This is a genomic window from Streptomyces sp. NPDC057253 (genome assembly GCF_042669125.1).
Taxonomy (GTDB): domain Bacteria; phylum Actinomycetota; class Actinomycetes; order Streptomycetales; family Streptomycetaceae; genus Streptomyces.
In genome coordinates this window covers 16,855-37,852 of sequence record NZ_JBHUXV010000015.1, presented here as the reverse complement: position 1 = coordinate 37,852, position 20,998 = coordinate 16,855, and the positions used below count along the sequence as shown (strand labels likewise).

At 70.9% G+C, this 20,998-nt stretch carries 20 protein-coding genes; 12 read left to right on the top strand and 8 right to left on the bottom strand.

Going from position 1 to position 20,998, the window contains the following annotated elements; translation table 11 throughout:
- Window positions 1-46: 46 nt before the first annotated feature.
- Genes argC through ACFULQ_RS10965 form a run of 5 tightly spaced genes read left to right on the top strand, consistent with a single transcriptional unit; the run spans window position 47 to window position 4,880 of the window.
- Window positions 47-1,075 (top strand): N-acetyl-gamma-glutamyl-phosphate reductase, encoded by a 1,029-nt coding sequence (gene argC, locus ACFULQ_RS10985; protein ID WP_383541202.1) that lies wholly within the window; start codon window positions 47-49, stop codon window positions 1,073-1,075.
- Window positions 1,072-2,223, top strand: a complete 1,152-nt coding sequence (argJ, locus tag ACFULQ_RS10980) for a bifunctional glutamate N-acetyltransferase/amino-acid acetyltransferase ArgJ (RefSeq protein ID WP_383541199.1) — start codon at window positions 1,072-1,074, stop codon at window positions 2,221-2,223. The genes argC and argJ overlap by 4 nt, the downstream gene beginning before the upstream one ends.
- Complete coding sequence (argB, locus tag ACFULQ_RS10975; RefSeq protein ID WP_383541197.1) at window positions 2,220-3,131, top strand: acetylglutamate kinase; 912 nt, start codon at window positions 2,220-2,222, stop codon at window positions 3,129-3,131. The genes argJ and argB overlap by 4 nt, the downstream gene beginning before the upstream one ends.
- 41 nt (window positions 3,132-3,172) lie before the next feature.
- The gene (locus tag ACFULQ_RS10970; protein WP_383541395.1) at window positions 3,173-4,315 is read left to right on the top strand and encodes an acetylornithine transaminase; all 1,143 of its coding nucleotides are present in this window, start codon (window positions 3,173-3,175) and stop codon (window positions 4,313-4,315) included.
- Window positions 4,316-4,334: 19 nt separating this feature from the next.
- A complete protein-coding gene (locus tag ACFULQ_RS10965; RefSeq protein WP_020138005.1) occupies window positions 4,335-4,880 on the top strand; it encodes an arginine repressor in 546 nt (181 codons plus the stop codon).
- Window positions 4,881-4,949: 69 nt separating this feature from the next.
- Here ACFULQ_RS10965 and ACFULQ_RS10960 read toward each other — a convergent pair whose 3' ends face one another.
- The 5 genes from ACFULQ_RS10960 to ACFULQ_RS10940 form a co-directional block, all read right to left on the bottom strand.
- Complete coding sequence (locus ACFULQ_RS10960) at window positions 4,950-5,750, bottom strand: FAD:protein FMN transferase (protein ID WP_383541194.1); 801 nt, start codon at window positions 5,748-5,750, stop codon at window positions 4,950-4,952.
- Window positions 5,743-6,528 (bottom strand): FMN-binding protein, encoded by a 786-nt coding sequence (locus ACFULQ_RS10955; RefSeq protein ID WP_383541192.1) that lies wholly within the window; start codon window positions 6,526-6,528, stop codon window positions 5,743-5,745. The genes ACFULQ_RS10960 and ACFULQ_RS10955 overlap by 8 nt, the downstream gene beginning before the upstream one ends.
- 29 nt (window positions 6,529-6,557) lie before the next feature.
- Complete coding sequence (locus tag ACFULQ_RS10950) at window positions 6,558-7,940, bottom strand: ferric reductase-like transmembrane domain-containing protein (RefSeq protein ID WP_383541189.1); 1,383 nt, start codon at window positions 7,938-7,940, stop codon at window positions 6,558-6,560.
- A gap of 77 nt (window positions 7,941-8,017) precedes the next feature.
- Window positions 8,018-8,476 (bottom strand): FMN-binding protein, encoded by a 459-nt coding sequence (locus ACFULQ_RS10945; RefSeq protein WP_383541185.1) that lies wholly within the window; start codon window positions 8,474-8,476, stop codon window positions 8,018-8,020.
- 20 nt (window positions 8,477-8,496) lie between these two features.
- Complete coding sequence (locus ACFULQ_RS10940) at window positions 8,497-9,852, bottom strand: ferric reductase-like transmembrane domain-containing protein (protein WP_383541183.1); 1,356 nt, start codon at window positions 9,850-9,852, stop codon at window positions 8,497-8,499.
- 151 nt (window positions 9,853-10,003) lie between these two features.
- Between ACFULQ_RS10940 and ACFULQ_RS10935 the strand changes: the two genes are divergently transcribed.
- Both ACFULQ_RS10935 and ACFULQ_RS10930 read left to right on the top strand, forming a co-directional pair.
- Window positions 10,004-10,744, top strand: a complete 741-nt coding sequence (locus tag ACFULQ_RS10935; RefSeq protein ID WP_383541181.1) for a response regulator transcription factor — start codon at window positions 10,004-10,006, stop codon at window positions 10,742-10,744.
- Window positions 10,741-12,183: a sensor histidine kinase gene (locus ACFULQ_RS10930; RefSeq protein WP_383541178.1), complete on the top strand. Its 1,443-nt coding sequence runs from the start codon at window positions 10,741-10,743 to the stop codon at window positions 12,181-12,183. Before ACFULQ_RS10935 ends, ACFULQ_RS10930 begins: the two co-directional genes overlap by 4 nt.
- Before the next feature lie 27 nt (window positions 12,184-12,210).
- Here the strand turns inward: ACFULQ_RS10930 and ACFULQ_RS10925 are convergent, their stop codons facing one another.
- On the bottom strand, window positions 12,211-12,798 hold the full coding sequence (locus ACFULQ_RS10925) for a pyridoxamine 5'-phosphate oxidase family protein (protein WP_383541175.1): 588 nt from the start codon (window positions 12,796-12,798) through the stop codon (window positions 12,211-12,213).
- A 121-nt stretch (window positions 12,799-12,919) separates the two neighbouring features.
- Window positions 12,920-13,849 (bottom strand): hypothetical protein, encoded by a 930-nt coding sequence (locus tag ACFULQ_RS10920; RefSeq protein WP_383541172.1) that lies wholly within the window; start codon window positions 13,847-13,849, stop codon window positions 12,920-12,922.
- Between the two features lie 198 nt (window positions 13,850-14,047).
- On the opposite strand from ACFULQ_RS10920, the gene argH reads away from it, so the two are divergent.
- From argH to ACFULQ_RS10900, 4 genes are all read left to right on the top strand, one after another.
- Complete coding sequence (argH, locus tag ACFULQ_RS10915; protein WP_383541169.1) at window positions 14,048-15,478, top strand: argininosuccinate lyase; 1,431 nt, start codon at window positions 14,048-14,050, stop codon at window positions 15,476-15,478.
- A gap of 104 nt (window positions 15,479-15,582) precedes the next feature.
- Entirely contained in the window at window positions 15,583-16,554 is a 972-nt protein-coding gene (locus tag ACFULQ_RS10910; RefSeq protein ID WP_383541166.1) for an aldo/keto reductase, read from the top strand.
- Between the two features lie 84 nt (window positions 16,555-16,638).
- Window positions 16,639-17,187, top strand: coding sequence for a TetR/AcrR family transcriptional regulator (locus ACFULQ_RS10905; protein WP_383541163.1), 549 nt, complete (start codon window positions 16,639-16,641; stop codon window positions 17,185-17,187).
- Window positions 17,184-18,701, top strand: coding sequence for an MFS transporter (locus ACFULQ_RS10900; protein WP_383541160.1), 1,518 nt, complete (start codon window positions 17,184-17,186; stop codon window positions 18,699-18,701). The genes ACFULQ_RS10905 and ACFULQ_RS10900 overlap by 4 nt, the downstream gene beginning before the upstream one ends.
- An 81-nt stretch (window positions 18,702-18,782) precedes the next feature.
- Here ACFULQ_RS10900 and ACFULQ_RS10895 read toward each other — a convergent pair whose 3' ends face one another.
- The gene (locus ACFULQ_RS10895; protein ID WP_125191514.1) at window positions 18,783-19,454 is read right to left on the bottom strand and encodes a 1-acyl-sn-glycerol-3-phosphate acyltransferase; all 672 of its coding nucleotides are present in this window, start codon (window positions 19,452-19,454) and stop codon (window positions 18,783-18,785) included.
- A gap of 371 nt (window positions 19,455-19,825) precedes the next feature.
- Here ACFULQ_RS10895 and ACFULQ_RS10890 point away from each other — a divergent pair, with 371 nt between their 5' ends.
- A complete protein-coding gene (locus ACFULQ_RS10890; RefSeq protein WP_383541156.1) occupies window positions 19,826-20,998 on the top strand; it encodes a glycerophosphodiester phosphodiesterase in 1,173 nt (390 codons plus the stop codon).

Here is a 20,998-nt window from a genome sequence, read left to right as displayed (position 1 = left end):
AACGTGCAGCGAAACGTATAGTCATGCCATCCAGGAGGAGGATGACATGGCGGTACGTGCGGCAGTGGCCGGAGCGAGCGGATACGCGGGCGGTGAGGTCCTGCGGCTGCTCCTGGCGCACCCCGAGGTCGAGATCGGCGCCCTGACCGGCAACTCCAACGCCGGACAGCGGCTCGGCTCGCTCCAGCCCCACCTGCTGCCGCTGGCCGACCGGGAACTCCAGGAGACCACGGCCGACGTCCTCGCCGGCCACGACGTCGTCTTCCTCGCCCTGCCCCACGGCCAGTCCGCCGCCGTCGCCGAACAGCTCGGCCCGGACGTCCTCGTCGTCGACATGGGCGCCGACTTCCGGCTGAAGGACGCGGCCGACTGGGAGAAGTTCTACGGCTCCGCGCACGCCGGCACCTGGCCCTACGGCCTGCCCGAACTCCCGGGTGCCCGCACCGGGCTGGAGGGCTCCAAGCGCATCGCGGTGCCCGGTTGCTACCCCACCGCCGTCACGCTCGCCCTCTTCCCGGCCTACGCCGCCGGGCTCGCCGAGTCCGAGGCCGTGATCGTCGCCGCCTCCGGCACCTCCGGCGCGGGCAAGGCCCCCAAGCCGAACCTGCTGGGCAGCGAGGTCATGGGGTCCATGTCGCCGTACGGCGTGGGCGGCGGCCACCGGCACACGCCCGAGATGATCCAGAACCTCAGCGGGGTGGCGGGCTCGAAGGTCGCCGTCTCCTTCACCCCGACCCTCGCGCCGATGCCCCGCGGCATCCTCGCCACGTGCAGCGCGGCTGCCAAGCCCGGCGTCACCGCCGAGTCCGTCCGCGCCGCCTACGAGAAGGCCTTCGCCGACGAGCCCTTCGTCCACCTGCTCCCCGAGGGCCAGTGGCCCGCCACGGCGTCCGTCTACGGTTCGAACGGCGTTCAGGTGCAGGTCGCCCTCGACGAGGCCGTGGGCCGCATCATCGCGATCAGCGCCATCGACAACCTGACCAAGGGCACCGCGGGCGGTGCCGTCCAGAGCATGAACATCGCCCTCGGACTCCCCGAGGAGCTCGGTCTTTCCACGATCGGAGTCGCACCGTGAGCGTCACGGCAGCCAAGGGATTCCAGGCGGCGGGCATCGCCGCCGGAATCAAGGAGAACGGCAACCCGGACCTGGCCCTCGTGGTCAACACCGGGCCGCGCCGCGCCGCCGCCGGCGTCTTCACCTCCAACCGCGTGAAGGCCGCGCCCGTGCTGTGGTCCGAGCAGGTCCTCAAGAGCGGTGAGCTGACCGCCGTCGTCCTCAACTCCGGTGGCGCCAACGCCTGTACCGGACCGAAGGGCTTCCAGGACACGCACGCCACCGCCGAGAAGGTCGCCGAGGTCCTGGAGATCGGCGCGGGCGAGGTCGCCGTCGCCTCCACCGGACTCATCGGCGTCCTGCTCCCGATGGACAAGCTGCTGCCGGGAGTCGAGGCCGCGGCCGCCTCGTTGAGCGAGCACGGCGGCGAGAAGGCCGCCATCGCCATCAAGACCACCGACACCGTCCACAAGACCTCCGTCGTCACCAAGGACGGCTGGACCGTGGGCGGCATGGCCAAGGGCGCGGGCATGCTCGCTCCCGGCCTCGCCACCATGCTGGTCGTCCTCACCACGGACGCGGACCTTCCCAGTGACGTGCTGGACACGGCACTTCGGGCCGCGACCCGCACCACCTTCGACCGCGTCGACTCCGACGGCTGCATGTCCACCAACGACACCGTCCTGCTGCTCGCTTCCGGCGCCTCCGAAGTCACTCCGGACCACGCGGAGTTCGCGGAAGCCGTACGGCAGGTCTGCGACGACCTCGGCCAGCAGCTGATCCGGGACGCCGAGGGCGCCAGCAAGGACATCAAGGTCGAGGTGATCAACGCGGCCTCCGAGGACGACGCCGTCGAGGTGGGCCGCTCCATCGCCCGCAACAACCTCCTCAAGTGCGCCATCCACGGCGAGGACCCCAACTGGGGCCGCGTCCTCTCCGCCATCGGCACCACCAGGGCCGCCTTCGAGCCCGACCAGCTGAACGTCGCCATCAACGGCGTCTGGGTCTGCAAGAGCGGCGGCGTCGGCGAGGACCGCGACAAGGTCGACATGCGCTACCGCGAGGTGCACATCGTCGCCGACCTCGCGGCCGGCTCCGAGACCGCCACCGTCTGGACCAACGACCTCACCGCGGACTACGTCCACGAGAACAGCGCCTACTCGTCATGAGCAGCCCCACGCGGAAGCACACCGCGCTCCCCAAGGCCCAGATCCTCATCGAGGCGCTGCCCTGGCTGGTCCGCCACAACGGCAAGACGGTCGTCATCAAGTTCGGCGGCAACGCCATGATCGACGAGGACCTCAAGGCCGCCTTCGCCCAGGACGTCGTCTTCCTGCACCACGCCGGGCTCAAACCGGTCGTCGTGCACGGCGGCGGCCCGCAGATCAGCGCCGCCCTCGACCAGGCGGGCATCGTCAGCGAGTTCAAGGCCGGCCTCCGGGTCACCACCGAGGACGCCATGGACGTCGTACGGATGGTGCTGGCCGGTCAGGTGCAGCGCGAGCTGGTCGGGCTGCTCAACCACCACGGGCCGCTCGCCGTCGGATTGACCGGCGAGGACGCCCACACCATCACCGCCACCAAGCACCAGCCCGAGATCGACGGCGAGTTGATCGACATCGGGCGGGTGGGCGAGATCACCGCGATCGACACGGGCGCGATCGAGGCACTGCTCGCCGACGGCCGGATCCCGGTCGTCTCGTCGATCGCCCGTAGCCAGGACGACGGACATGTCTACAACGTCAATGCTGACACGGCGGCTGCGGCACTCGCTGCTGCGCTTGGAGCGGAGACTCTCATGGTCCTCACGGACGTCGAGGGCCTCTATGAGGACTGGCCGCACAGCGACGAGGTGATCAGCCGCCTCACCGCTTCCCAACTGGAGAAGCTGCTGCCGGAGTTGAGCTCCGGCATGGTCCCGAAGATGGAGGGCTGTCTGCACGCCGTGCGCAACGGCGTGACCACGGCCCGGGTCATCGACGGGCGGGTCCAGCACTCGATCCTGCTGGAGATCTTCACCGACGAGGGCATCGGCACCATGGTCGTGCCCGACGGACAAGAGGGGGACGCGAAGTGACGGACAATCAGGAGCTCTCCCAGCGGTGGCAGGGCTCGCTCATGAACAACTACGGCACCCCGCGCCTGCCCCTCGTCCGCGGTGCGGGACTCAAGGTCTGGGACAGCGAGGGCAAGCAGTACCTGGACTTCGTCGGCGGGATCGCCACCAACGCGCTCGGCCACGCCCACCCGGCGATCGTCGAGGCCGTCAGCCGGCAGATCGCGTCCCTCGGCCACATCTCCAACTTCTTCATGGCGGAGCCCACCGTCGCCCTCGCCGAGCGGCTGCTCCAGCTCTTCGGCCGGGACGGCAAGGTCTTCTTCTGCAACTCCGGGGCCGAGGCCAACGAGGCCGCCTTCAAGATCGGCAGGCTCACCGGACGCACCCACATGGTCGCCACCGACGGCGGCTTCCACGGCCGGACCATGGGCGCCCTCGCCCTCACCGGCCAGGCGGCCAAGCGGACCCCCTTCCTGCCGCTGCCCGGCGACATCACGCACGTGCCCTACGGCGACGCGCAGGCCCTGGCCGCCGCGGTCACCGAGGACACCGCGCTCGTCGTCATCGAGCCCATCCAGGGCGAGAACGGCGTCGTGATGCCCCCCGCCGGGTACCTCAAGGCGGCCCGGGCGATCACGGCGGCCAAGGGCGCGCTGCTGGTCCTCGACGAGGTGCAGACCGGCATCGGCCGTACCGGGCACTGGTTCGAGTACCAGGCCCACGACGGGGTGCTGCCGGACGTGGTCACCCTCGCCAAGCAGCTCGGCGGCGGACTGCCGCTCGGCGCGACCATCGCCTTCGGACGGACCGCGGAGCTGCTCCAGCCGGGGCACCACGGGACGACGTTCGGCGGCAACCCGGTCGCCTGCGCCGCCGGACTCGCCGTCCTCGACACCATCGCGAACGACGGGTTGCTGGAGAACGTCAAGCGGCAGAGCGAGCGGTTGCGGGACGGGATCGAGTCACTCGGACACCCGTTGATCGGCCATGTCAGGGGTGCCGGGCTCCTCCTGGGTATCGTGCTCACCGAGCCGCTCGCGCCGCAGGCGCAGCAGGCGGCTCAGGACGCCGGTTTCCTGCTGAACGCGCCCGCCCCCGACGTCGTACGGCTGATGCCGCCGCTGAACCTCGGCGACGACGAAGCGGACGCGCTTCTTCAGGCGCTCCCCGGCATCCTGGACACGGCCAGGGCGGACGGATGATCCGGAGAATGAGACGACGATGAGTCATGCGCAGGAGCACGAGCACAACGGGGGCGCCGGGCCCGCCGTGCCGCAGACGCGTACCGCGCGCCACCGCCGGATCGTGGACATCCTCAATCGGCAACCGGTGCGGTCGCAGAGCCAGTTGGCCAAGTTGCTGTCCGACGACGGGCTGAGCGTCACGCAGGCGACGCTCTCCCGGGACCTCGACGAGCTCAACGCGGTGAAGATCCGCAACACCGACGGTGACCTGATCTACGCGGTGCCGAGTGAGGGGGGTTTCCGGACTCCTCGGGCGCCGCTGGGGGAGTCGGCGAAGGAGGAGCGGATGCGGCGGCTTTCGCAGGAGCTGCTGATCTCTGCGGAGGCTTCGGCGAATCTTGTGGTGCTGCGGACTCCTCCGGGGGCTGCGCAGTTCCTTGCGTCTGCCATTGATCAGGCTGAGCTGCATGACATCTTGGGGACGATCGCCGGTGATGACACGTTGATGTTGATCAGCCGGAATCCGACCGGGGGTCAGGCGCTGGCTGAGCACTTGTTGCGGTTGGCTCAGAACGGGCACTAGAGGTTGTCGGTCGGGTGCGGGTTCGTGGGGGCTGGTCGCGCAGTTCCCCGCGCCCCTAAAAACATCCAGTCACCCGAGTCGAGCCGCCAGACCCCCCGTGATCAGCACCTCGTCGCCCGCCGTGATCAGTAGGGCCTCCGTGTCCGGCAGGCTTTCCAGCCAGGCCAGGCCCTCTCTCGAACCCATGGCGAAAGCTGCTGTCGCCCAGCAGTCCGCCCAGGTCAGGGTGGGGGCCACTACCGTCACCGCCACCAGGTCCGTCACCGCCGAACGGCCCGTTCTGGGGTCGACGATGTGGGCGCCCCGCTCGGCCGAGCCCGATGTGGCCACCGCCAACTCCGCCGCTCCCGCCGCCGAGACCACCGCCGCCAGGCCGCCCGGGCGCAGGGGGTCCGAGACGCCCACGCGCCATGGGCGTTCGGGGCCCGGTACGCCGAGCAGTTGGACGTCTCCGCCGCCGTTGACGCTCACGCCGGTCGCTCCCGCGAGAGCGACCCGGCGGGCCGCGCGCTCCACCGCCCAGCCCTTGACGATGCCGGTGGGGTCGAGGCGGCCCTCGTAGCGCAGGCTGAACCAGCCCTCGCTCAAGTGCTCGGCCTCCGCGCCGAGTTCGAGGACCTCGGCGACCTCGGGGTCGCAGTCCGCGACCGTCAGCTCACCGCGGGCCAGGCGCGAGACCTGGCTGTCGTCGCGGTAGGTGCTGAACACCTCGTTCACGCGGTGCAGTCCCGCCACCGCTTCGCGCACCGCCGTCTGTACGGCAATGGGTTCCCCGCCGCGGACGTCGAAGGAGAAGACCGTCCCCATGACCTCCTCCACGTGACGTACCGCGGCGGGAGCTTGTGCCGGCTCGGTCACCGTGTCAGCCACCGGCCTGGTCCAGCGCGGACTGGAGCGACTTCTTGTAGCCCTCGCTGGTGTAGGTGGCCCCGGACACCGTGTCGATGTCCGCGCTGCCGGCGGCCACGGCCTCCTGGTTGAGCTTCGGGACGGACTGCTCGGTCTTCTGGCTGCTGGTCCCGCCGCTCGGCGCCTGCACGGCCTCGGCCTTGGTGATCTTGCCGCCGCTGACGGTGATACGGACCTGGACCGGGCCGTACTGGGTCTGCGCGACCGTGCCGGTGACCGTCTTGGCCGCCGCCGCTCCGCCCGCGGGCTGGGACGGCTGGGCCGACGGCTGCGCCTGGGACGCCGCCTGGTTCGCCTTGTCGATCGCGGACTGGAGGGACTTCTTGTAGCCCTCGCTGGTGTAGGTGGCCCCGGACACCGTGTCGATCTGCGGGCTCTGCTTGGCGACCACGGCCTGGTTGAGCTTCGGGACGGACAGGGCCGTCTTCTGGTCGCTCTCGCCGCCCTTGGGCGCCTGGACCGCCTCCGCCTTGGTGATCCTGTTGCCGCTGACGGTGATGCGGACCTGGACCGGGCCGTACTGCGTCTGGACCACGTCTCCGGTGACCGCACCGCCGGCGGCCGCCCCGGTGCCGCCCTGGGCCGACTCCTGCGCCGCCGCCGTCTGTTGCGGGATCGCGCCGCCCGCCTGGGCGGACGCCGGGTCCGTGGACGGCTTCAGCGACAGCATCAGCACGACACCGGACACGGTGGCGGCCGTCGCGAGCACGACCCGACGGACGGGGTGAGACTTCCTCATCGCTTCAACAGCTCCTGGATTCCCGTCGCTCACATCTCGAACGACTCGTGATGGATGCGGCGGGCGGGCACACCCGCGCCGCGCAGTGCTTCGTACACGGACTGCGCGAAGCCGTTCGGCCCGCACATGAACACGTCGTGCTGGTCGATGTCGGGGAGCTTGCGCTGGAGGGACTCCGCGGAGATGTCCGGGCGCTCCCCGTCCGGACTGTTGACCGCGTACATCAGCCGGGCGCCGCGCTCGTCCGCGATGGCGGCGAGCTCGTCCCACAGGGCCAGGTCCTGGGTGGTGTTGGCCCGGTACAGCAGGGTGATGTCACCGGCCGCGCCCGGCAGCGTCTCGAACAGGGCCCGCATCGGGGTGATGCCGACACCGCCCGCCACCAGCAGCACCTTGCCGCTGCGGCGGCGCTGGGCGGTCAGCGCGCCGTACGGCCCCTCGGCCCACACCTTGGTGCCGGGCTCCAGCTCCCGCAGCCGTTCGCTGTGGTCGCCGATCGCCTTCACCGTGATCCGCAGCATGCCCGGTCGGGGCGCCGCGGACAGCGAGTACGGGTGGGAGGAGAACCGCATGCCCGGGGCGAGGAACCGCCAGCGGAAGAACTGGCCCGCCTCCGCGCCCATCCGGTGCAGCTTGCGCCCGCCGATCAGGACCGACACCACGCCGGGCGTCTCCTCGATCACGGCCTCGACGTACATGCGGTGCCGCAGGTTCAGCCGGATCGGGGTGAGGATCCGGTACCAGATCACCAGCGCGGTGACCGAGCCGTAGAGCCCGTACCAGACGGTCTTGGCGACCGGTTCGACCGCGAAGTCGTTGCCGGTGGTCAGCTGGTGCCAGAAGGTCAGGAAGACCGCCGCGTACGTCAGCAGGTGCACGTGGTACCAGGTGTCGTACGGAATCCGCCGGCGCACCCCGCCGATCGAGATCAGCCCGATGAAGAACAGCAGGCCGGTGCCGATGGCCGCCTTGCCCATGTCCGGCAGCTGGTTGATGGAGTCCATCGTCTGCTGGACGATGTCACCGAGCCCCTTGCCGGCCTGGAGGGCGTAGCCCCACATGATCAGGAAGACGTGGGCGACCGTGAGGCAGAGCGTGTAGCGGCCGCTCATCGCGTGCCAGCGGGCCACCCGGTCGGATCCCACCCGGCGCTCCAGCGCGGGCACCCGGGCCATCTGGAGCACCACGAGCGCCATCAGATAGCCCGCCAGCAGGCCGGTGATCCGGCCCGCGTTGAGGATCTTGCTGTTGTCGTCGGCGACGGACGGCGTGTTGTGCCACCACAGCCACAGCACACCGACCGCGCCCGCCCATACGGCGAGCAGGAGGACGGTCGCCGGGGAACGGCGCGGGCGGATGCGGCGCATCGTCTGGCGGCGGGCGGCGCGGCCGCCTGCGAGCGTCGTGGTCACGTTTCCTCCGAGGACGGGGGCAAGGGGGGTGGGCGTGGTCCCTTGGTCCTTGGATACGTGCCGTGACGCCGGTGTGTTCAGCCGCTCACCGAGTCCAGTGCGGACTGGAGTGACTGGCGGTAACCCTCACTCGTGTAAGTGGCCCCCGAGACGGTGTCGATGTCCGCGCTCTGGGCCGTGAGGGCCTCGGTGCGCAGCCGGGGCAGGGCATAGCTGTTGATCTCCTGGTCCCGTGGATTGTCCGACGGGTAGGTGATCGCCGTGACCTCGGTGAGCTTGCCGTCCTTGACGGTGATGCGGACCTGGACCGGCCCCCAGCGGGTCTGGACCGTGTCGCCGTCGACGGTTTTCGTACCGGCGGCGGCCGAGCCGGTGCCCCCGGACGCGCTCGCGCTGCCCGAGGGCGCGGGCAGCGCCAGGGCGGCCTGCGGCGACGCGTGCGGTTTCAGCGACAGCAGCAGCACCATCCCGGAGACCGTCGCGGCGCTCGCCAGCACGATCCGGCGCAGCGGGTGGTTCTTCCTCAACGCGTGCATGTCCTACGGCCTCACAGCTCTCAGAGTTCGAACGACTCGTGGTGGATCCGGCGGTCCGGCACCCCGGCGGCGCGCAGCGCCTCGTACACCTCACGGGCGAACCCGTGCGGTCCGCACAGGTAGACGTCCCGCCCGGCCAGGTCGTCGGGTACGGCGGCCCGCAGCAACTCGGCCGTCACCCGCGGGCGTCGGCCGTCCGGGCCGTTGAGCAGGTACTGCACCCGCGCCCCGCGCCAGCGCGCGACGGCCTCCAACTCCGCGCCCAGCGCCAGGTCCTCGACCGTGCGCGCCCGGTACAGCAGGGTGACCTCGCCCGGCAGCGTCTCGAACAGGGCCCGCAGCGGGGTGATTCCGACCCCGCCCGCGATGAGCAGCGCCCTGGGGGAGGTCCGCCGGTCCCCGGTCAGCGAGCCGTACGGCCCCTCCGCCCACACGCGCGTGCCGGGCCGCAGCAGTGCCACGGCCGTGCTGTGGTCGCCGAGCGCCTTGACCGTGATGCGCATGCGGTCGGGGCGGGGCGGAGCCGACAGGGAGTACGGCGTCGAGGTCCACCGCAGGCCCGCGGAGAGGAACCGCCAGCGGAAGAACTGCCCCGGCTCCGCGCCGAGTCGGTCGAGCCCGCGCCCGGCGACGACCACGGACCACACGCCCCGCGCCTCCTGGTGCACCGACTCCACGCGCAGCCGGTGCCGCAGGTTCAGCCGCACCGGGGCGAGCACCCGGAACCACAGCACCAGGGCGGCGACGCCCAGGTACAGCGCGTACCAGGCGGCCGTGGCCACGGAGTTGCCGCTCAGGTCGTTGCCGAGGGCCAGTTGGTGACCGAAGGCGAGGAACACGGCCGCGTAGGTGAGGAGATGGACGTAGTACCAGAACTCGTGGCCGGTACGGCGGCGCACCGCCCGCGCGGAGGTGACGCCGACCGCGAGGAGGATCACCGTGCCGGCGGTCGCCTTGAGCATCTCCGGGTAGTCCAGGACCACGGTGACGGTCTCGTGCCACAGCGAGGCCCCGTCCTGGGCCGCGTACCCGGTGAGGATCAGCCCGATGTGCGCGAGCAGCAGGCAGACGGTGTAGCGGCCCGCCATCGCGTGCCAGCGGGCCACCCGGTCCGCGCCGATCCGCTCCTCCAGCAGCGGGACGCGTGCCATCAGACCCACCAGCACCGCGCAGGCGTACCCGCACAGCAGTCCGGCGATCCGCCCGGCCCCGGTCAGCCACCCGGCGGCACCGACCACGGAACCGGTGTCGGCCCACCACAGGGCGATCACGGCCGCCGCCCCGCCCCACAACAGGACGAGCAGCGGCCCGGCCGGGGAGCGGCGGGGCGCCAGCGGGACGGGCGGTGCCGCCGTCCGCTCGTACAGGGTGGTCATGGAGTGGGTCCTCTCTGCCGTCCGGAACGCCACTGTGCGGGCCGAACCTCTCAGGACGCTCTGAACCGGCACCCCGCAGACCACACTCAGAGGGAACTCAGAGCTTCCCGGGGCCCGCTCCACCCCGGCCAGGGGTGATCCTGGAGGGGCCATGAACACCGCACGCTCCGGCCGCCCCGCCCTCACCCGCCCCGACGGCACCCCGCTGCGCGTCCTCGTCGTCGACGACGACCCCGATCTCGCCGAGGTCCTCTCCGGCGCCCTGCGCTACGAGGGCTGGCAGGTCCGCACGGCCGGGGACGGCGCCTCCGCGGTGACTGCCGCCCGGGAGCTGCTGCCCGACGCCGTCGTCCTGGACGTGATGCTCCCGGACACCGACGGCTTCGCCGTCCTGCGCGCCCTGCACACCGTGAAGTCGGACGTCTGCGTGCTCTTCCTGACCGCCCGGGACGCCGTCGAGGACCGCATCAAGGGCATCACCGCGGGCGGCGACGACTACGTCACCAAGCCGTTCAGCCTGGAGGAGGTCGTCGCCCGGCTGCGCGGACTGCTGCGCCGCGCCGGCATGGCCCGCCAGCTGGAGGAGGGCCCGCGGCTGACCGTCGGCGACCTGGTCATGGACGAGGAGGCCCGCGAGGTCACCCGCGGCGGTGAGCTCATCGAACTGTCCCCGACCGAGTTCGAGCTGCTGCGCTTCCTCATGCGCAACCCGCGCCGCGTGCTCAGCAAGGCCCAGATCCTCGACCGGGTGTGGTCCTACGACTTCGGGGGCCGGGCCCATGTCGTCGAGCTGTACATCTCCTACCTGCGCAAGAAGGTGGATGCGGGCCGCGAGCCGATGATCCACACCGTGCGCGGGGCGGGCTACGTGATCAAACCGGTGACGCCGTGAGGAGCCTGCGACCGCACACCCTGCGGGCCCGGCTCACCCTCGGCCTGGTGGTGCTGCTGGCGGTCAGCTGCGCCGCGGTCGGCGTCGCCGCGGTGCTGGGCCTGCGCGGCTTCCTCACCAGCCGCCTCGACGAGCAGCTGACGGAGGCCGGGAACAGGTTCGCGGTGAGCCTGGAACACAAGGGCGAGCCGGTGAAGAACGACAAGGACGGCGACGAGCACGGCGACACCCGCCGCCAGGCGACCGGCACCTTCGGGGCCCGCCTCGTGGACGGCACCGTCACCAACGCGGCCGTGGTCCGGTCCACCGGCACCCTGAACGTCGACCTGACCGCCGCCGACCGCGAGCGGCTCGCCGCGATCCCCGCCGACGGCCGCGGCCACAGCGTCGACCTCTCCGCCCTGGACGACTACCGCGTGCTCGCCACCCAGGGGCTGGACGGCGACGTCCTGATCACCGGCCTGCCCCTGGAGCCCGCCGAGGCCGCCGTCCACCGACTCGAACTGCTCGCCGCGATCGTCTTCGGCGCCGCCCTCACGGCCACCGGCGTCGCCGGCGCCCTGTGGGTGCGCTGGGCCCTGCGTCCGCTCAGCCGGGTCGCCGCGACCGCCACCCGGGTCAGTGAACTCCCGCTGGCCAGCGGCGAGGTGGCCCTGCCGCCCCGGGCCCCGGAGTCCGACCCGCGCAGTGAGGTGGGCCGGGTCGCCGGCGCCTTCAACCGCATGCTGGGCCATGTCGAGGACGCCCTGACCAAACGGCACGCCAGTGAGGAGCGGCTGCGCAGCTTCGCCGCCGACGCCAGCCACGAGCTGCGCACCCCGGTCGCCTCGGTCCGCGGCCACGCCGAACTCGCCCTGCTGCACCCGGGCCCGGTCCCGCCCGAGGTCACCCGCGCCCTGGAGCGCATCGCCGCCGAGTCCACCCGCATGGGCGCGATGGTCGACGACCTGCTCCTGCTGGCCCGCCTGGACGCGGGCCGTCCCCTGGAGGCCGCCCCCGTCGACCTCACCCGCCTGGTCCTGGACGCCCTCGCGGACGCGCGGGCCACCGGTTCCGCCCACCGCTGGGAGCTGGACCTTCCCGAGGACCCGGTCACGGTGACGGGCGACGAACACCGCCTCCAGCAGGTCCTCGCCAACCTGCTGTCCAACGCCCGCCTGCACACCCCGGCGGGCACCAAGGTGACGGTGACCCTGGAGACCGACGGCAGCACGGTCACCCTCAGGGTCCACGACGACGGCCCCGGCATCCCGGAGGACATCCAGCCGGGCGTCTTCGACCGCTTCACCCGGGCCGACCGCAGCACCAAGGCGGAGACCGGCGGCGCGGGCCTGGGCCTGTCGATCGTGGCGGCGGTGGTGGAGGCGCACGGGGGAGCGGTGACGGTGGAGAGCAGGCCCGGATCGACGACGTTCACGGTCCGGTTCGGCAGCGGGTGAGCCTCGGGTGGTCCGGGGCCGGGGACGTCAGACCGCGGAGGGCGGCAACGGCAGCGGCAGTCCGGGAAGTCCGTCCAGGCTCGTGGCGATGTGGTCCTTCTTGGCGAAGTAGGCGCTCAGCGACTCGTCGTCCTCGCGCGCGAACCGCTTGCCGTGCAGCTCACGGTCGCCGTCGTACGACATGTACGGCACCGCGTAGCCGCAGGAGTCCCGGACCACTTCGGCCGTCACGACGACGATCGCCCGCAGGCCGTGCTGGGTGGGGTCGATGTCCGGGAAGTGGGAGAGCAGGTCGGGGAAGCGTGGGTCGTCCCGGAAGACGGGCTCACCGCGCCCGTGCACCCGCACGATGTTCGGCGGCCCCTGGAACGCGCACCACATCAGGGTGATCCGGCCGTTCTCCCGCAGATGCGCGATCGTCTCGGCGTTGGATCCGGCGAAGTCGAGGTAGGCGAGGGTGAGTTCGTCGAGGATGACGAACGAGCCGCGCAGGCCCTTGGGGGAGAGGTTGACCGTGCCGTCGCCGGAGAGGGGAGCGGTCGCGGTGAAGAAGAGGGGCTGCGCCTCGATGAAGGTCCGCAGCCGGCCGTCTATGCGCTCATAGGTCTTTCCCATGTCTAAGCATTATGGGTGCAAACCTTTCGCCTGTCTAAGGAATTCGGGCGTCCACTTCCGCGGACAAGCCCGTGGCCGCCCCGGCCGGCGCTCACACGGGGCGGCCACAGCGCCTGTCACGTCACTTGGAGACCGTGCAGGCGGCCAGGGAGTCGAGGCCCTGCGGCTTCGCGGCGGTACGGCCGATGGAGATGGCGATGCGGTCGATGGTCGACTTCCGCTTGTCGGCCAGCGGGCCGGTGATCGCGTTCTGGACGAAGTTCGGTCCGCCCTGGCCGACGGTGTCGACGAGCCGCTTGTTGGCCTCGGCGATCTGCGTGTTGAGCAGGGCCAGGTTGCGGTCGACCTCGGCCTTGGCGGAGGCCGGGATCGCGGGCAGCTTCGAGGCCACGTCCGGGCAGCTGATCGTCCCGGCGGCGGTCGCGGCATTGCCTCCGGCGTTGGCGTTGCCTCCGGCGTTGGCGTTGCCTCCGGCGTTGGCGTTGCCTCCGGCGTTCGCGTTGTTGCCCGCGTTGGCGTTCGCGTTGCCGTTCCCGTTGCCGTTCCCGTTGCCCGCGTTGGCGTTGCCGCCCGCGTTGCCGGTGTTGGTGCCGGCCGCGCCGGCGCCGTTCAGCGTGCACGGCGCGAGCGCGTCCAGGCCGGTCGGCTTGGCCGCGGTACGGCCGATCGCCGTGGCGATGCGGTTGATCGTGGCGATGCGCTTGTCCTTCAGCGGGCCGGTGATCGCGTTCTGGACGAAGTTGGGCCCGCCCTGGCCGACGGTGTCGACGAGCCGCTTGTTGGCCTCGTTGATCTGGGTCTGGAGCAGGGCCAGGTTCCGGTCGACCTCGGCCTTGGCGGTGGCCGGGATCGCGGGCAGCTTCGAGGCCACGTCCGGGCAGCTGATCGTGCCGGGGGAGGCCAGCGTGCGGGCGGTGGCGTTGTTGCTGCTCTTGGAGGTCTCCCCGGCGAGGGCGGTACCGGCGACGATCGCCCCGGTCAGTGCCACGGCGGCGGCGCCACCGATGATCGCCACGCGGCGCTTGTTGTACTTCGGAAGAGCCCTGGACATGCGGATGCCTCACTCGGGGTCGGGAAGTGGTCTTCGTTTACAAACGCGGCGCCTGCGTTCGGCGTGAAGTACGGGCAAGCGGTTTCCGGTGTTCAAAGGGACCGCAAATTCTCTGCCGCCCGAGCTGGAATTGACGAATCATGCAGCACTCTGCATAATCATGCATAAGGTTGAGCGCAGCGGTGAGGAGCAACGCAAGTGAGCAGCAACAGCGGTGACGTCCGGCTCTGGGGCGGTCGTTTCGCCGACGGTCCCGCCGAGGCCCTGGCCAAGCTGTCCGCGTCCGTCCACTTCGACTGGCGGCTCGCGCCCTACGACATCGCCGGTTCGCGGGCCCACGCGCGCGTGCTGCACAAGGCGGGCCTGCTCACCGAGGACGAGCTCCAGCGCATGCTCGCCGGACTCGACCAGCTGGAGGCCGACGTGGCCGCCGGCTCCTTCGTGGGCACCATCGCCGACGAGGACTGCCACACCGCCCTGGAGCGGGGCCTGCTGGAGCGCGTCGGCCCCGACCTCGGCGGCAAGCTCCGCGCCGGCCGCTCGCGCAACGACCAGATCGCCACCCTCTTCCGCATGTACCTGCGGGACCACGCCCGGATCATCGGCGGCCTGATCGCCGAGCTCCAGGACGCGCTGGTCGGTCTCGCGGAGGCCCACCCGGACGTGGCGATGCCCGGCCGCACCCACCTCCAGCACGCCCAGCCGGTCCTGTTCGCCCATCATGTCCTGGCCCACGTGCAGTCCCTGTCCCGGGACGCGGAGCGGCTGCGCCAGTGGGACGAGCGCACGGCGGTCTCGCCGTACGGCTCGGGCGCCCTGGCCGGCTCCTCCCTGGGCCTGGACCCGGAGGCGGTCGCCAAGGACCTCGGCTTCGAGCACGGCTCGGTGGGCAACTCCATCGACGGCACGGCCTCCCGTGACTTCGTCGCGGAGTTCGCCTTCATCACCGCGATGATCGGCGTGAACCTCTCCCGGATCGCCGAGGAGATCATCATCTGGAACACGAAGGAGTTCTCCTTCGTGACCCTGCACGACGCGTTCTCCACGGGCTCGTCGATCATGCCCCAGAAGAAGAACCCGGACATCGCGGAGCTGGCGCGTGGCAAGAGCGGCCGCCTGATCGGCAATCTGACGGGCCTGCTCGCCACCCTCAAGGCGCTCCCCCTCGCCTACAACCGGGACCTCCAGGAGGACAAGGAGCCGGTCTTCGACTCCTGCGACCAGCTGGAGGTCCTGCTCCCCGCCTTCACCGGCATGATGGCCACCCTCACGGTCAACCGCGACCGCATGGAGGAACTGGCCCCGGCCGGCTTCTCCCTGGCCACCGACATCGCCGAGTGGCTGGTCAAGCAGGGGGTCCCCTTCCGGGTGGCCCACGAGGTCGCCGGCGAGTGCGTGAAGGCGGCCGAGGCAGAGGGCAAGGAACTGAACGACCTCACGGACGACCAGTTCGCCAAGATCAGCACCCACCTGACCCCGGAGGTGAGGACGGTCCTGAACGTCCCGGGTGCCCTGGCATCGAGGAACGGCAGGGGCGGCACGGCCCCGAGCGCGGTGGCGGTCCAGCTGGCCGAGGTGAAGGCAAACCTGGCGGCGCAGCACGAGTGGGTTCAGGCGAAGGGCCTTTAGGGGCGCGGGGAACTGCGCGACTAGCCACGACGCCGCCGCACCCGCCAACGCACCGAATAACCCACCCCCTGAGGCGAACGGGCATCCCGCGTTACGTTGGCGGTATGCCCTTCGCCCGCCTCGCCACAGCAACCACCCCCACCTGCCACATCGGCCTGGGCCTCGCCGCAGTCGCCCGCCCCGGCTACATCAATCTGGGCCGAGACGACGACCTGGGAGACGACCGCAGCGTCGAAGCCCTCCGCACCCGGACCCACGAACTCCTCGACGCCGCCTACTTCCAGGGCGTCCGCTACTTCGACGTGGCCCGCTCCTACGGCCGCAGCGAAGAGTTCCTCGCGGACTGGCTCACCGCCAACCCCGGCCGAGACGACGTGGTCATCGGCAGCAAGTGGGGCTACACCTACACCGCCGACTGGACCACGACCGCCGAGAAGCACGAGGTCAAGGACCACAGCGTCCAGACGTACGACCGCCAGCGCGCCGAAACCGCCGCGCTCCTCGGCGACCACCTCGACCTCTACCAGATCCACTCGGTGACCCCCGACAGCCCCGCCCTCACCGACAAGGAACTCCACGCGAGGCTCGCGGAAGCGGCGGCCCAGGGCACCACCATCGGCTTCTCGACCAGCGGCCCCGCCCAGGCGGACGCCATCCGCGCCGCACTGGCGGTGACCGTGGACGGCGAGCCCCTCTTCCGTACGGTCCAGTCGACCTACAACGCCCTGGAGACCTCGGCCGCCCCCGCCCTCGCCGAGGCCCACGACGCCGGACTCACCGTGATCGTCAAGGAGGGCATGGCCAACGGCAGGCTGGCCGCACCGCACGCCCCGGACGCCCTGAAGGCCGTAGCCGAGGAGACGTCCCTCGGCTGCGACTCGGTGGCCCTGGCGCTGGTCCTCAGGCAGCCCTGGGCCGGAGTGGTCCTGTCCGGAGCCGCCACGACCAGCCAGCTCGCCTCCAACCTCCATGCCGCCGTGGTCGACCTGGACGACGACCAGCTGGCCCGCCTCGGAGAGCTGGTGGAGGAGCCGCAGATCTACTGGCAGCGGCGCGGTCAGCTGCCCTGGCACTGAGAGAAACGCGAATCCGGTCGACGTAGATGAGACCTCCGTACCTCGCATAAGACGCCAATGTCTCATACGAGGTACCCTTGTCTCATGGCTGTCGATCGTGACCACGTGCTGCGCAGTGCCGCGGCCCTGCTGACCCGCAAAGCCACCGCGACCATGGACGAGGTCGCCAAGGCCGCCGGGATCAGCCGGGCCACGCTGCACCGGCACTTCGCGGGACGTGACGCGCTCGTCCGCGCGCTGGAGGAGCACGGCATCGCCGAGTGCGAGGCGGCACTGGACGCGGCCCGCCTCGACGAGGGGCCCGCGAGCGAGGCCGTCCGCAGGCTCGTCCGCGAGATCGAGCCCGTCGCCGGCCTGCTGGCCTTCCTCTACGGCGAGAACGAACTGTGGGAGAACGGCGGCAGCGACCCCTGGTCGCGCCTGGACCTGCGGATCGCCTCGGTGTTCGTGCGCGGCCAGCAGAGCGGCGAGTTCCGCATCGACCTCAGCCCGGTCTGGCTCACCGAGGCGCTCTACGGCCTGGTCGCCTCGTGCGCCTGGGCCACCCAGGCGGGCCGCGTCGCCCCCAAGGACTTCACCCACATGATCACCGAGCTGCTGCTCGGTGGCGCACTACGGAGAGAGGAATCATGACCAGCACCCTGCAGCCGGCGACCACGACCGAGGCGGTGAAGCGCCCCGGCCGTTGGCTCGCGCTGTCCGTCCTCGTGCTCGCCGTGCTGCTGGTGGCCGTCGACGCGACCGTCCTCGGCCTCGCGACCCCCTACATCAGCGAGGACCTCAAGCCGACCGGCACCCAACTCCTGTGGATCGGGGACGTCTACTCCTTCGTCATCGCCGGCCTCCTGGTCTCGATGGGCAGCCTGGGCGACAGGATCGGCCGCAAGCGGATCCTGCTGCTGGGCGCGACGGCGTTCGGCGCGATGTCCGTCCTCAACGCCTATGCGACGACACCGGAGTTGATGATCCTGGCCCGGGCCCTGCTCGGCGTCGCCGGCGCGACCCTGATGCCCGCCACCCTGGCCCTGATCCGCAACCTCTTCCACGACCCGCGCGAACGCAGCCTCGCCGTGGGCATCTGGGGCGCGACCGCCTCCGCCGGCACGGCGGTCGGTCCCATCGTCGGCGGCTTCCTCCTCGAACACTTCTGGTGGGGCTCGGTCTTCCTCATCAACCTGCCGGTGATGGCGGTCCTGGTCCTCGTCGGCATCAAGCTGCTGCCGGAGTCCCGCAACCCGGACCCAGGCCCCTGGGACATGATCAGCGTCACCCTGTCCCTGGTCGGCATGATCGGCGTGGTCTACGCGGTGAAGGAAGCCGCGTCGCACGGCGTCACCTGGGAGCCGCTCGCCGCGGGCCTGTTGGGCGCGGCGGCCCTCTACGCCTTCGTGCGCCGCCAGTTGACCCTCCCGACCCCCCTTCTCGACATGCGCCTCTTCCGCAACCGCGGCTTCAGCGGCGCCGTCCTGGCCGACCTGCTGACCATCCTCGGCCTCTCCGGCCTGGTCTTCTTCCTCTCCCAGTACCTCCAACTGGTCCAGGACAGGCCCCCGTTGGAGGCAGGCCTGGCCGAACTCCCGGCGGCGGTCGGAGCGGTGGCGGCGGGCCTGGTGGCCGGCGCGACGGCCCGCCGCTACTCGGTACGCGCGGTGGTCTCCGGCGGCCTCGCGGCCATCGGCCTGGCCCTGGCCTCCCTGACCGTCCTCGACCAGTCCACGGGCTACCCGGTGCTGGGCGCGGCGCTGCTGGTGGTGGGCGTGGGCGCGGGCTTCTCGTTCACGGTGACCGCGGACGTGATCCTGTCGAGCGTCCCGAAGGAACAGGCGGGCGCGGCCTCGGCGGTCTCGGAGACGGCGTACGAGTTGGGCGCGGCCCTGGGCATCGCGGTACTGGGCTCGATCGTGACGGGCGTGTACCGAGGCTTCGCGGCCCCGGCGGGCACTCCGTCAGGCGCCCACGAGTCACTGGGCGGCGCGGTGGAAGCGGCGTCCGGCATGCCGACGAACACCGCTCAGGACATGCTGTCGTCGGCCCGAGAAGCCTTTGTGGACGGCCTCACCATCGCCGCGGGCGCAGGAGCAGCAGTCCTGATCGCCACAGCGGTGGCGGCTTGGTTCATGCTGAAGAACCAACGGTTGGGTCTTTAGGGGCGCGGGGCTGTGTCGATTTGCGGCTCCGCCGCGCGGGCGCGACCAGCCCCCACGACGCCGCACCCGACGACGAACCGGCTACGCAGCCTTGGCCTTGGTCGCATACATGTCCACATACTCCTGCCCCGACAACCGCATGACCTCGGTCATCACGGAGTCCGTCACGGCCCGCAGCACATACCGATCGCGGTCCATCCCGTCATAGCGGGAGAACTCCATCGCCTCACCGAACCGGACCGTGACCCGCCCGGGCCGGGGCATCCCCGCCCCGCCCGGCTGCAACTTGTCCGTGCCGATCATCGCGAAGGGCACGACGGGCGCGCCCGTCATCAGGGTCAGCCGGGCGATCCCGGTACGCCCCCGGTACAGCCGACCGTCGGGCGACCGCGTCCCCTCGGGGTAGATCCCGAAGACCTTGCCCTCCTCCAGGACCCGCCGCCCGGTCATCAGCGCGGCCACGCCCCCGCGGCCGCCGTCGCGGTCCACCGGGATCATGCCGACCCCGGTGAAGAACCAGGCCATGAGCCGGCCCTTGAGGGACTTGCCGGTGACGTACTCGTCCTTGCCGATGAAGAACACCTGCCGGTCGCACACCAGCGGAAGGATCATCGAGTCGATGAAGGTGAGGTGGTTGCCGGCCAGGATGACGGGACCGTCGCCCGGGATGTGCTCCGCGCCCTCCACCCGGGGGCGGAACATCAGGCGCATGATCGGTCCGAGCACTGCCTTGATGAGCACGAAGCGGGACAACGGGCCCTCCGATGTCAAGAGAACGGCCAGGGAAACTGTATGAGTCTGTGCAGGTGAGGACATTACTCGCGGCTCGGCGAATCGTGCACATCGAGCACCGCGGGTTCACCGAGGTCTTACGCGTTGTTGACGCTCGTTTACCTGCGGGGAGGCCCCGTTGCCTCCCGGAAACCCGGGCGGAACGATGTGACGGAGGTCGCCCCGACGGACGCGTACCCCGGCTCCCCGCCGTGAAGCCGACGAGTCATCAGACATCTGTTCCCATACGACATCCCACGTCACCCGCGTGTTCCGCCGCAGGTCTCCCGTCCGTCATGGACACACACCTACGATCGGCCCGCATCGAAGAGGCGACGGCAGGAGGGGTCCACATGGGATCGCAGGACGAGCACACGGACGGCACCGGACGACGGGCACTTCTCGGAGCCGCGATGCTCGGCGCCGGGGGAGCGGTCCTGGGCCTCACGGGTACGGCGAGAGCGGCGACCTCGGGATCCGCCGGGCAGGGCAGGGGCGGCGGGCTGAAGAGCCTGCCCGTGCCGACGGTCATAGGCCACCGGGGCGCCAGCGGCTACCGCCCCGAGCACACCTTCGGCTCCTACCAGCTCGCCCTCGACCTGGGCGCCGACATCGTCGAGGCCGGCGACCTCGTCCCCACCAAGGACGGCCACCTGGTCTGCCGCCACGAGCCGGAGATCGGCGGGACGACCGACGTCGCCGACCACAAGGAGTTCGCCGACCGGAAGACCACCAAGGTCCTCGACGGTGTCTCCGTCACCGGCTGGTTCACCGAGGACTTCACGCTCGCCGAGCTCAAGACGCTCCGCGCGATCGAGCGCATCCCGGCCAACCGCCCGCACAACACCCTCTACAACGGCCGCTGGGAGATCCCCACCTTCGAGGAAGTCCTGAAGTGGCAGGACGAGCAGACCCGCAAGCGCGGCAAGCAGGTCTGGATCTACCCCGAGACCAAGCACCCCACCTACTTCCGCAAGCTGGGCCTCGGTCTGGAGGAGCGGGTCGCGAAGCTCCTGCACCAGCACGGCAAGGACCGCCGGAACTCCCCGGTCATCCTCCAGTCCTTCGAGCCGACCAGCATCCAGCGCCTGAACAAGCTCGTCGACAACCCCCTGGTCGTGCTGCTCTCCGCCGCGAGCACCCGCCCCTGGGACTTCGTCGAGACCGGAGACCCGCGCACGGTGGCCGACCTGATCACCCCCAAGGGCCTCAGGGAGATCGCCGGGTACGCCCAGGGCATCGGCCCGACCCTGGACCTGGTCATCACCAAGAAGGCGGACGGCAGCCTCGACAAGGAGACCACCCTGGTCGCCGACGCGCACAAGGTGGGGCTGATCCTGCACCCCTACACCATGCGCAACGAGAACCCCTTCCTGCCGGCCGAGTACCGCAAGGGCACCGACGCGGACGCCTACGGAGACGTCTTCGGCGCGTTCAAGCGGTACTTCGCCACCGGCATCGACGGCGTCTTCACCGACAACCCGGACACCGGCCTCCTCGCCCGCCAGGACTTCGTCAACGGCTGA

Bases quoted from the DNA above. Each gene is read 5' to 3' on its own strand.
- ACFULQ_RS10890 (WP_383541156.1), top strand. From the start codon at position 19,826: ATGGGATCGCAGGACGAGCACACGGACGGCACCGGACGACGGGCACTT.
- ACFULQ_RS10940 (WP_383541183.1), bottom strand. From the start codon at position 9,852: ATGACCACCCTGTACGAGCGGACGGCGGCACCGCCCGTCCCGCTGGCG.
- ACFULQ_RS10970 (WP_383541395.1), top strand. From the start codon at position 3,173: ATGAACAACTACGGCACCCCGCGCCTGCCCCTCGTCCGCGGTGCGGGA.
- ACFULQ_RS10925 (WP_383541175.1), bottom strand. From the start codon at position 12,798: ATGGGAAAGACCTATGAGCGCATAGACGGCCGGCTGCGGACCTTCATC.
- ACFULQ_RS10900 (WP_383541160.1), top strand. From the start codon at position 17,184: ATGACCAGCACCCTGCAGCCGGCGACCACGACCGAGGCGGTGAAGCGC.
- ACFULQ_RS10910 (WP_383541166.1), top strand. From the start codon at position 15,583: ATGCCCTTCGCCCGCCTCGCCACAGCAACCACCCCCACCTGCCACATC.
- ACFULQ_RS10920 (WP_383541172.1), bottom strand. From the start codon at position 13,849: ATGTCCAGGGCTCTTCCGAAGTACAACAAGCGCCGCGTGGCGATCATC.
- ACFULQ_RS10905 (WP_383541163.1), top strand. From the start codon at position 16,639: ATGGCTGTCGATCGTGACCACGTGCTGCGCAGTGCCGCGGCCCTGCTG.
- ACFULQ_RS10955 (WP_383541192.1), bottom strand. From the start codon at position 6,528: ATGAGGAAGTCTCACCCCGTCCGTCGGGTCGTGCTCGCGACGGCCGCC.
- ACFULQ_RS10945 (WP_383541185.1), bottom strand. From the start codon at position 8,476: ATGCACGCGTTGAGGAAGAACCACCCGCTGCGCCGGATCGTGCTGGCG.
- argB (WP_383541197.1), top strand. From the start codon at position 2,220: ATGAGCAGCCCCACGCGGAAGCACACCGCGCTCCCCAAGGCCCAGATC.
- ACFULQ_RS10965 (WP_020138005.1), top strand. From the start codon at position 4,335: ATGAGTCATGCGCAGGAGCACGAGCACAACGGGGGCGCCGGGCCCGCC.
- argC (WP_383541202.1), top strand. From the start codon at position 47: ATGGCGGTACGTGCGGCAGTGGCCGGAGCGAGCGGATACGCGGGCGGT.
- ACFULQ_RS10935 (WP_383541181.1), top strand. From the start codon at position 10,004: ATGAACACCGCACGCTCCGGCCGCCCCGCCCTCACCCGCCCCGACGGC.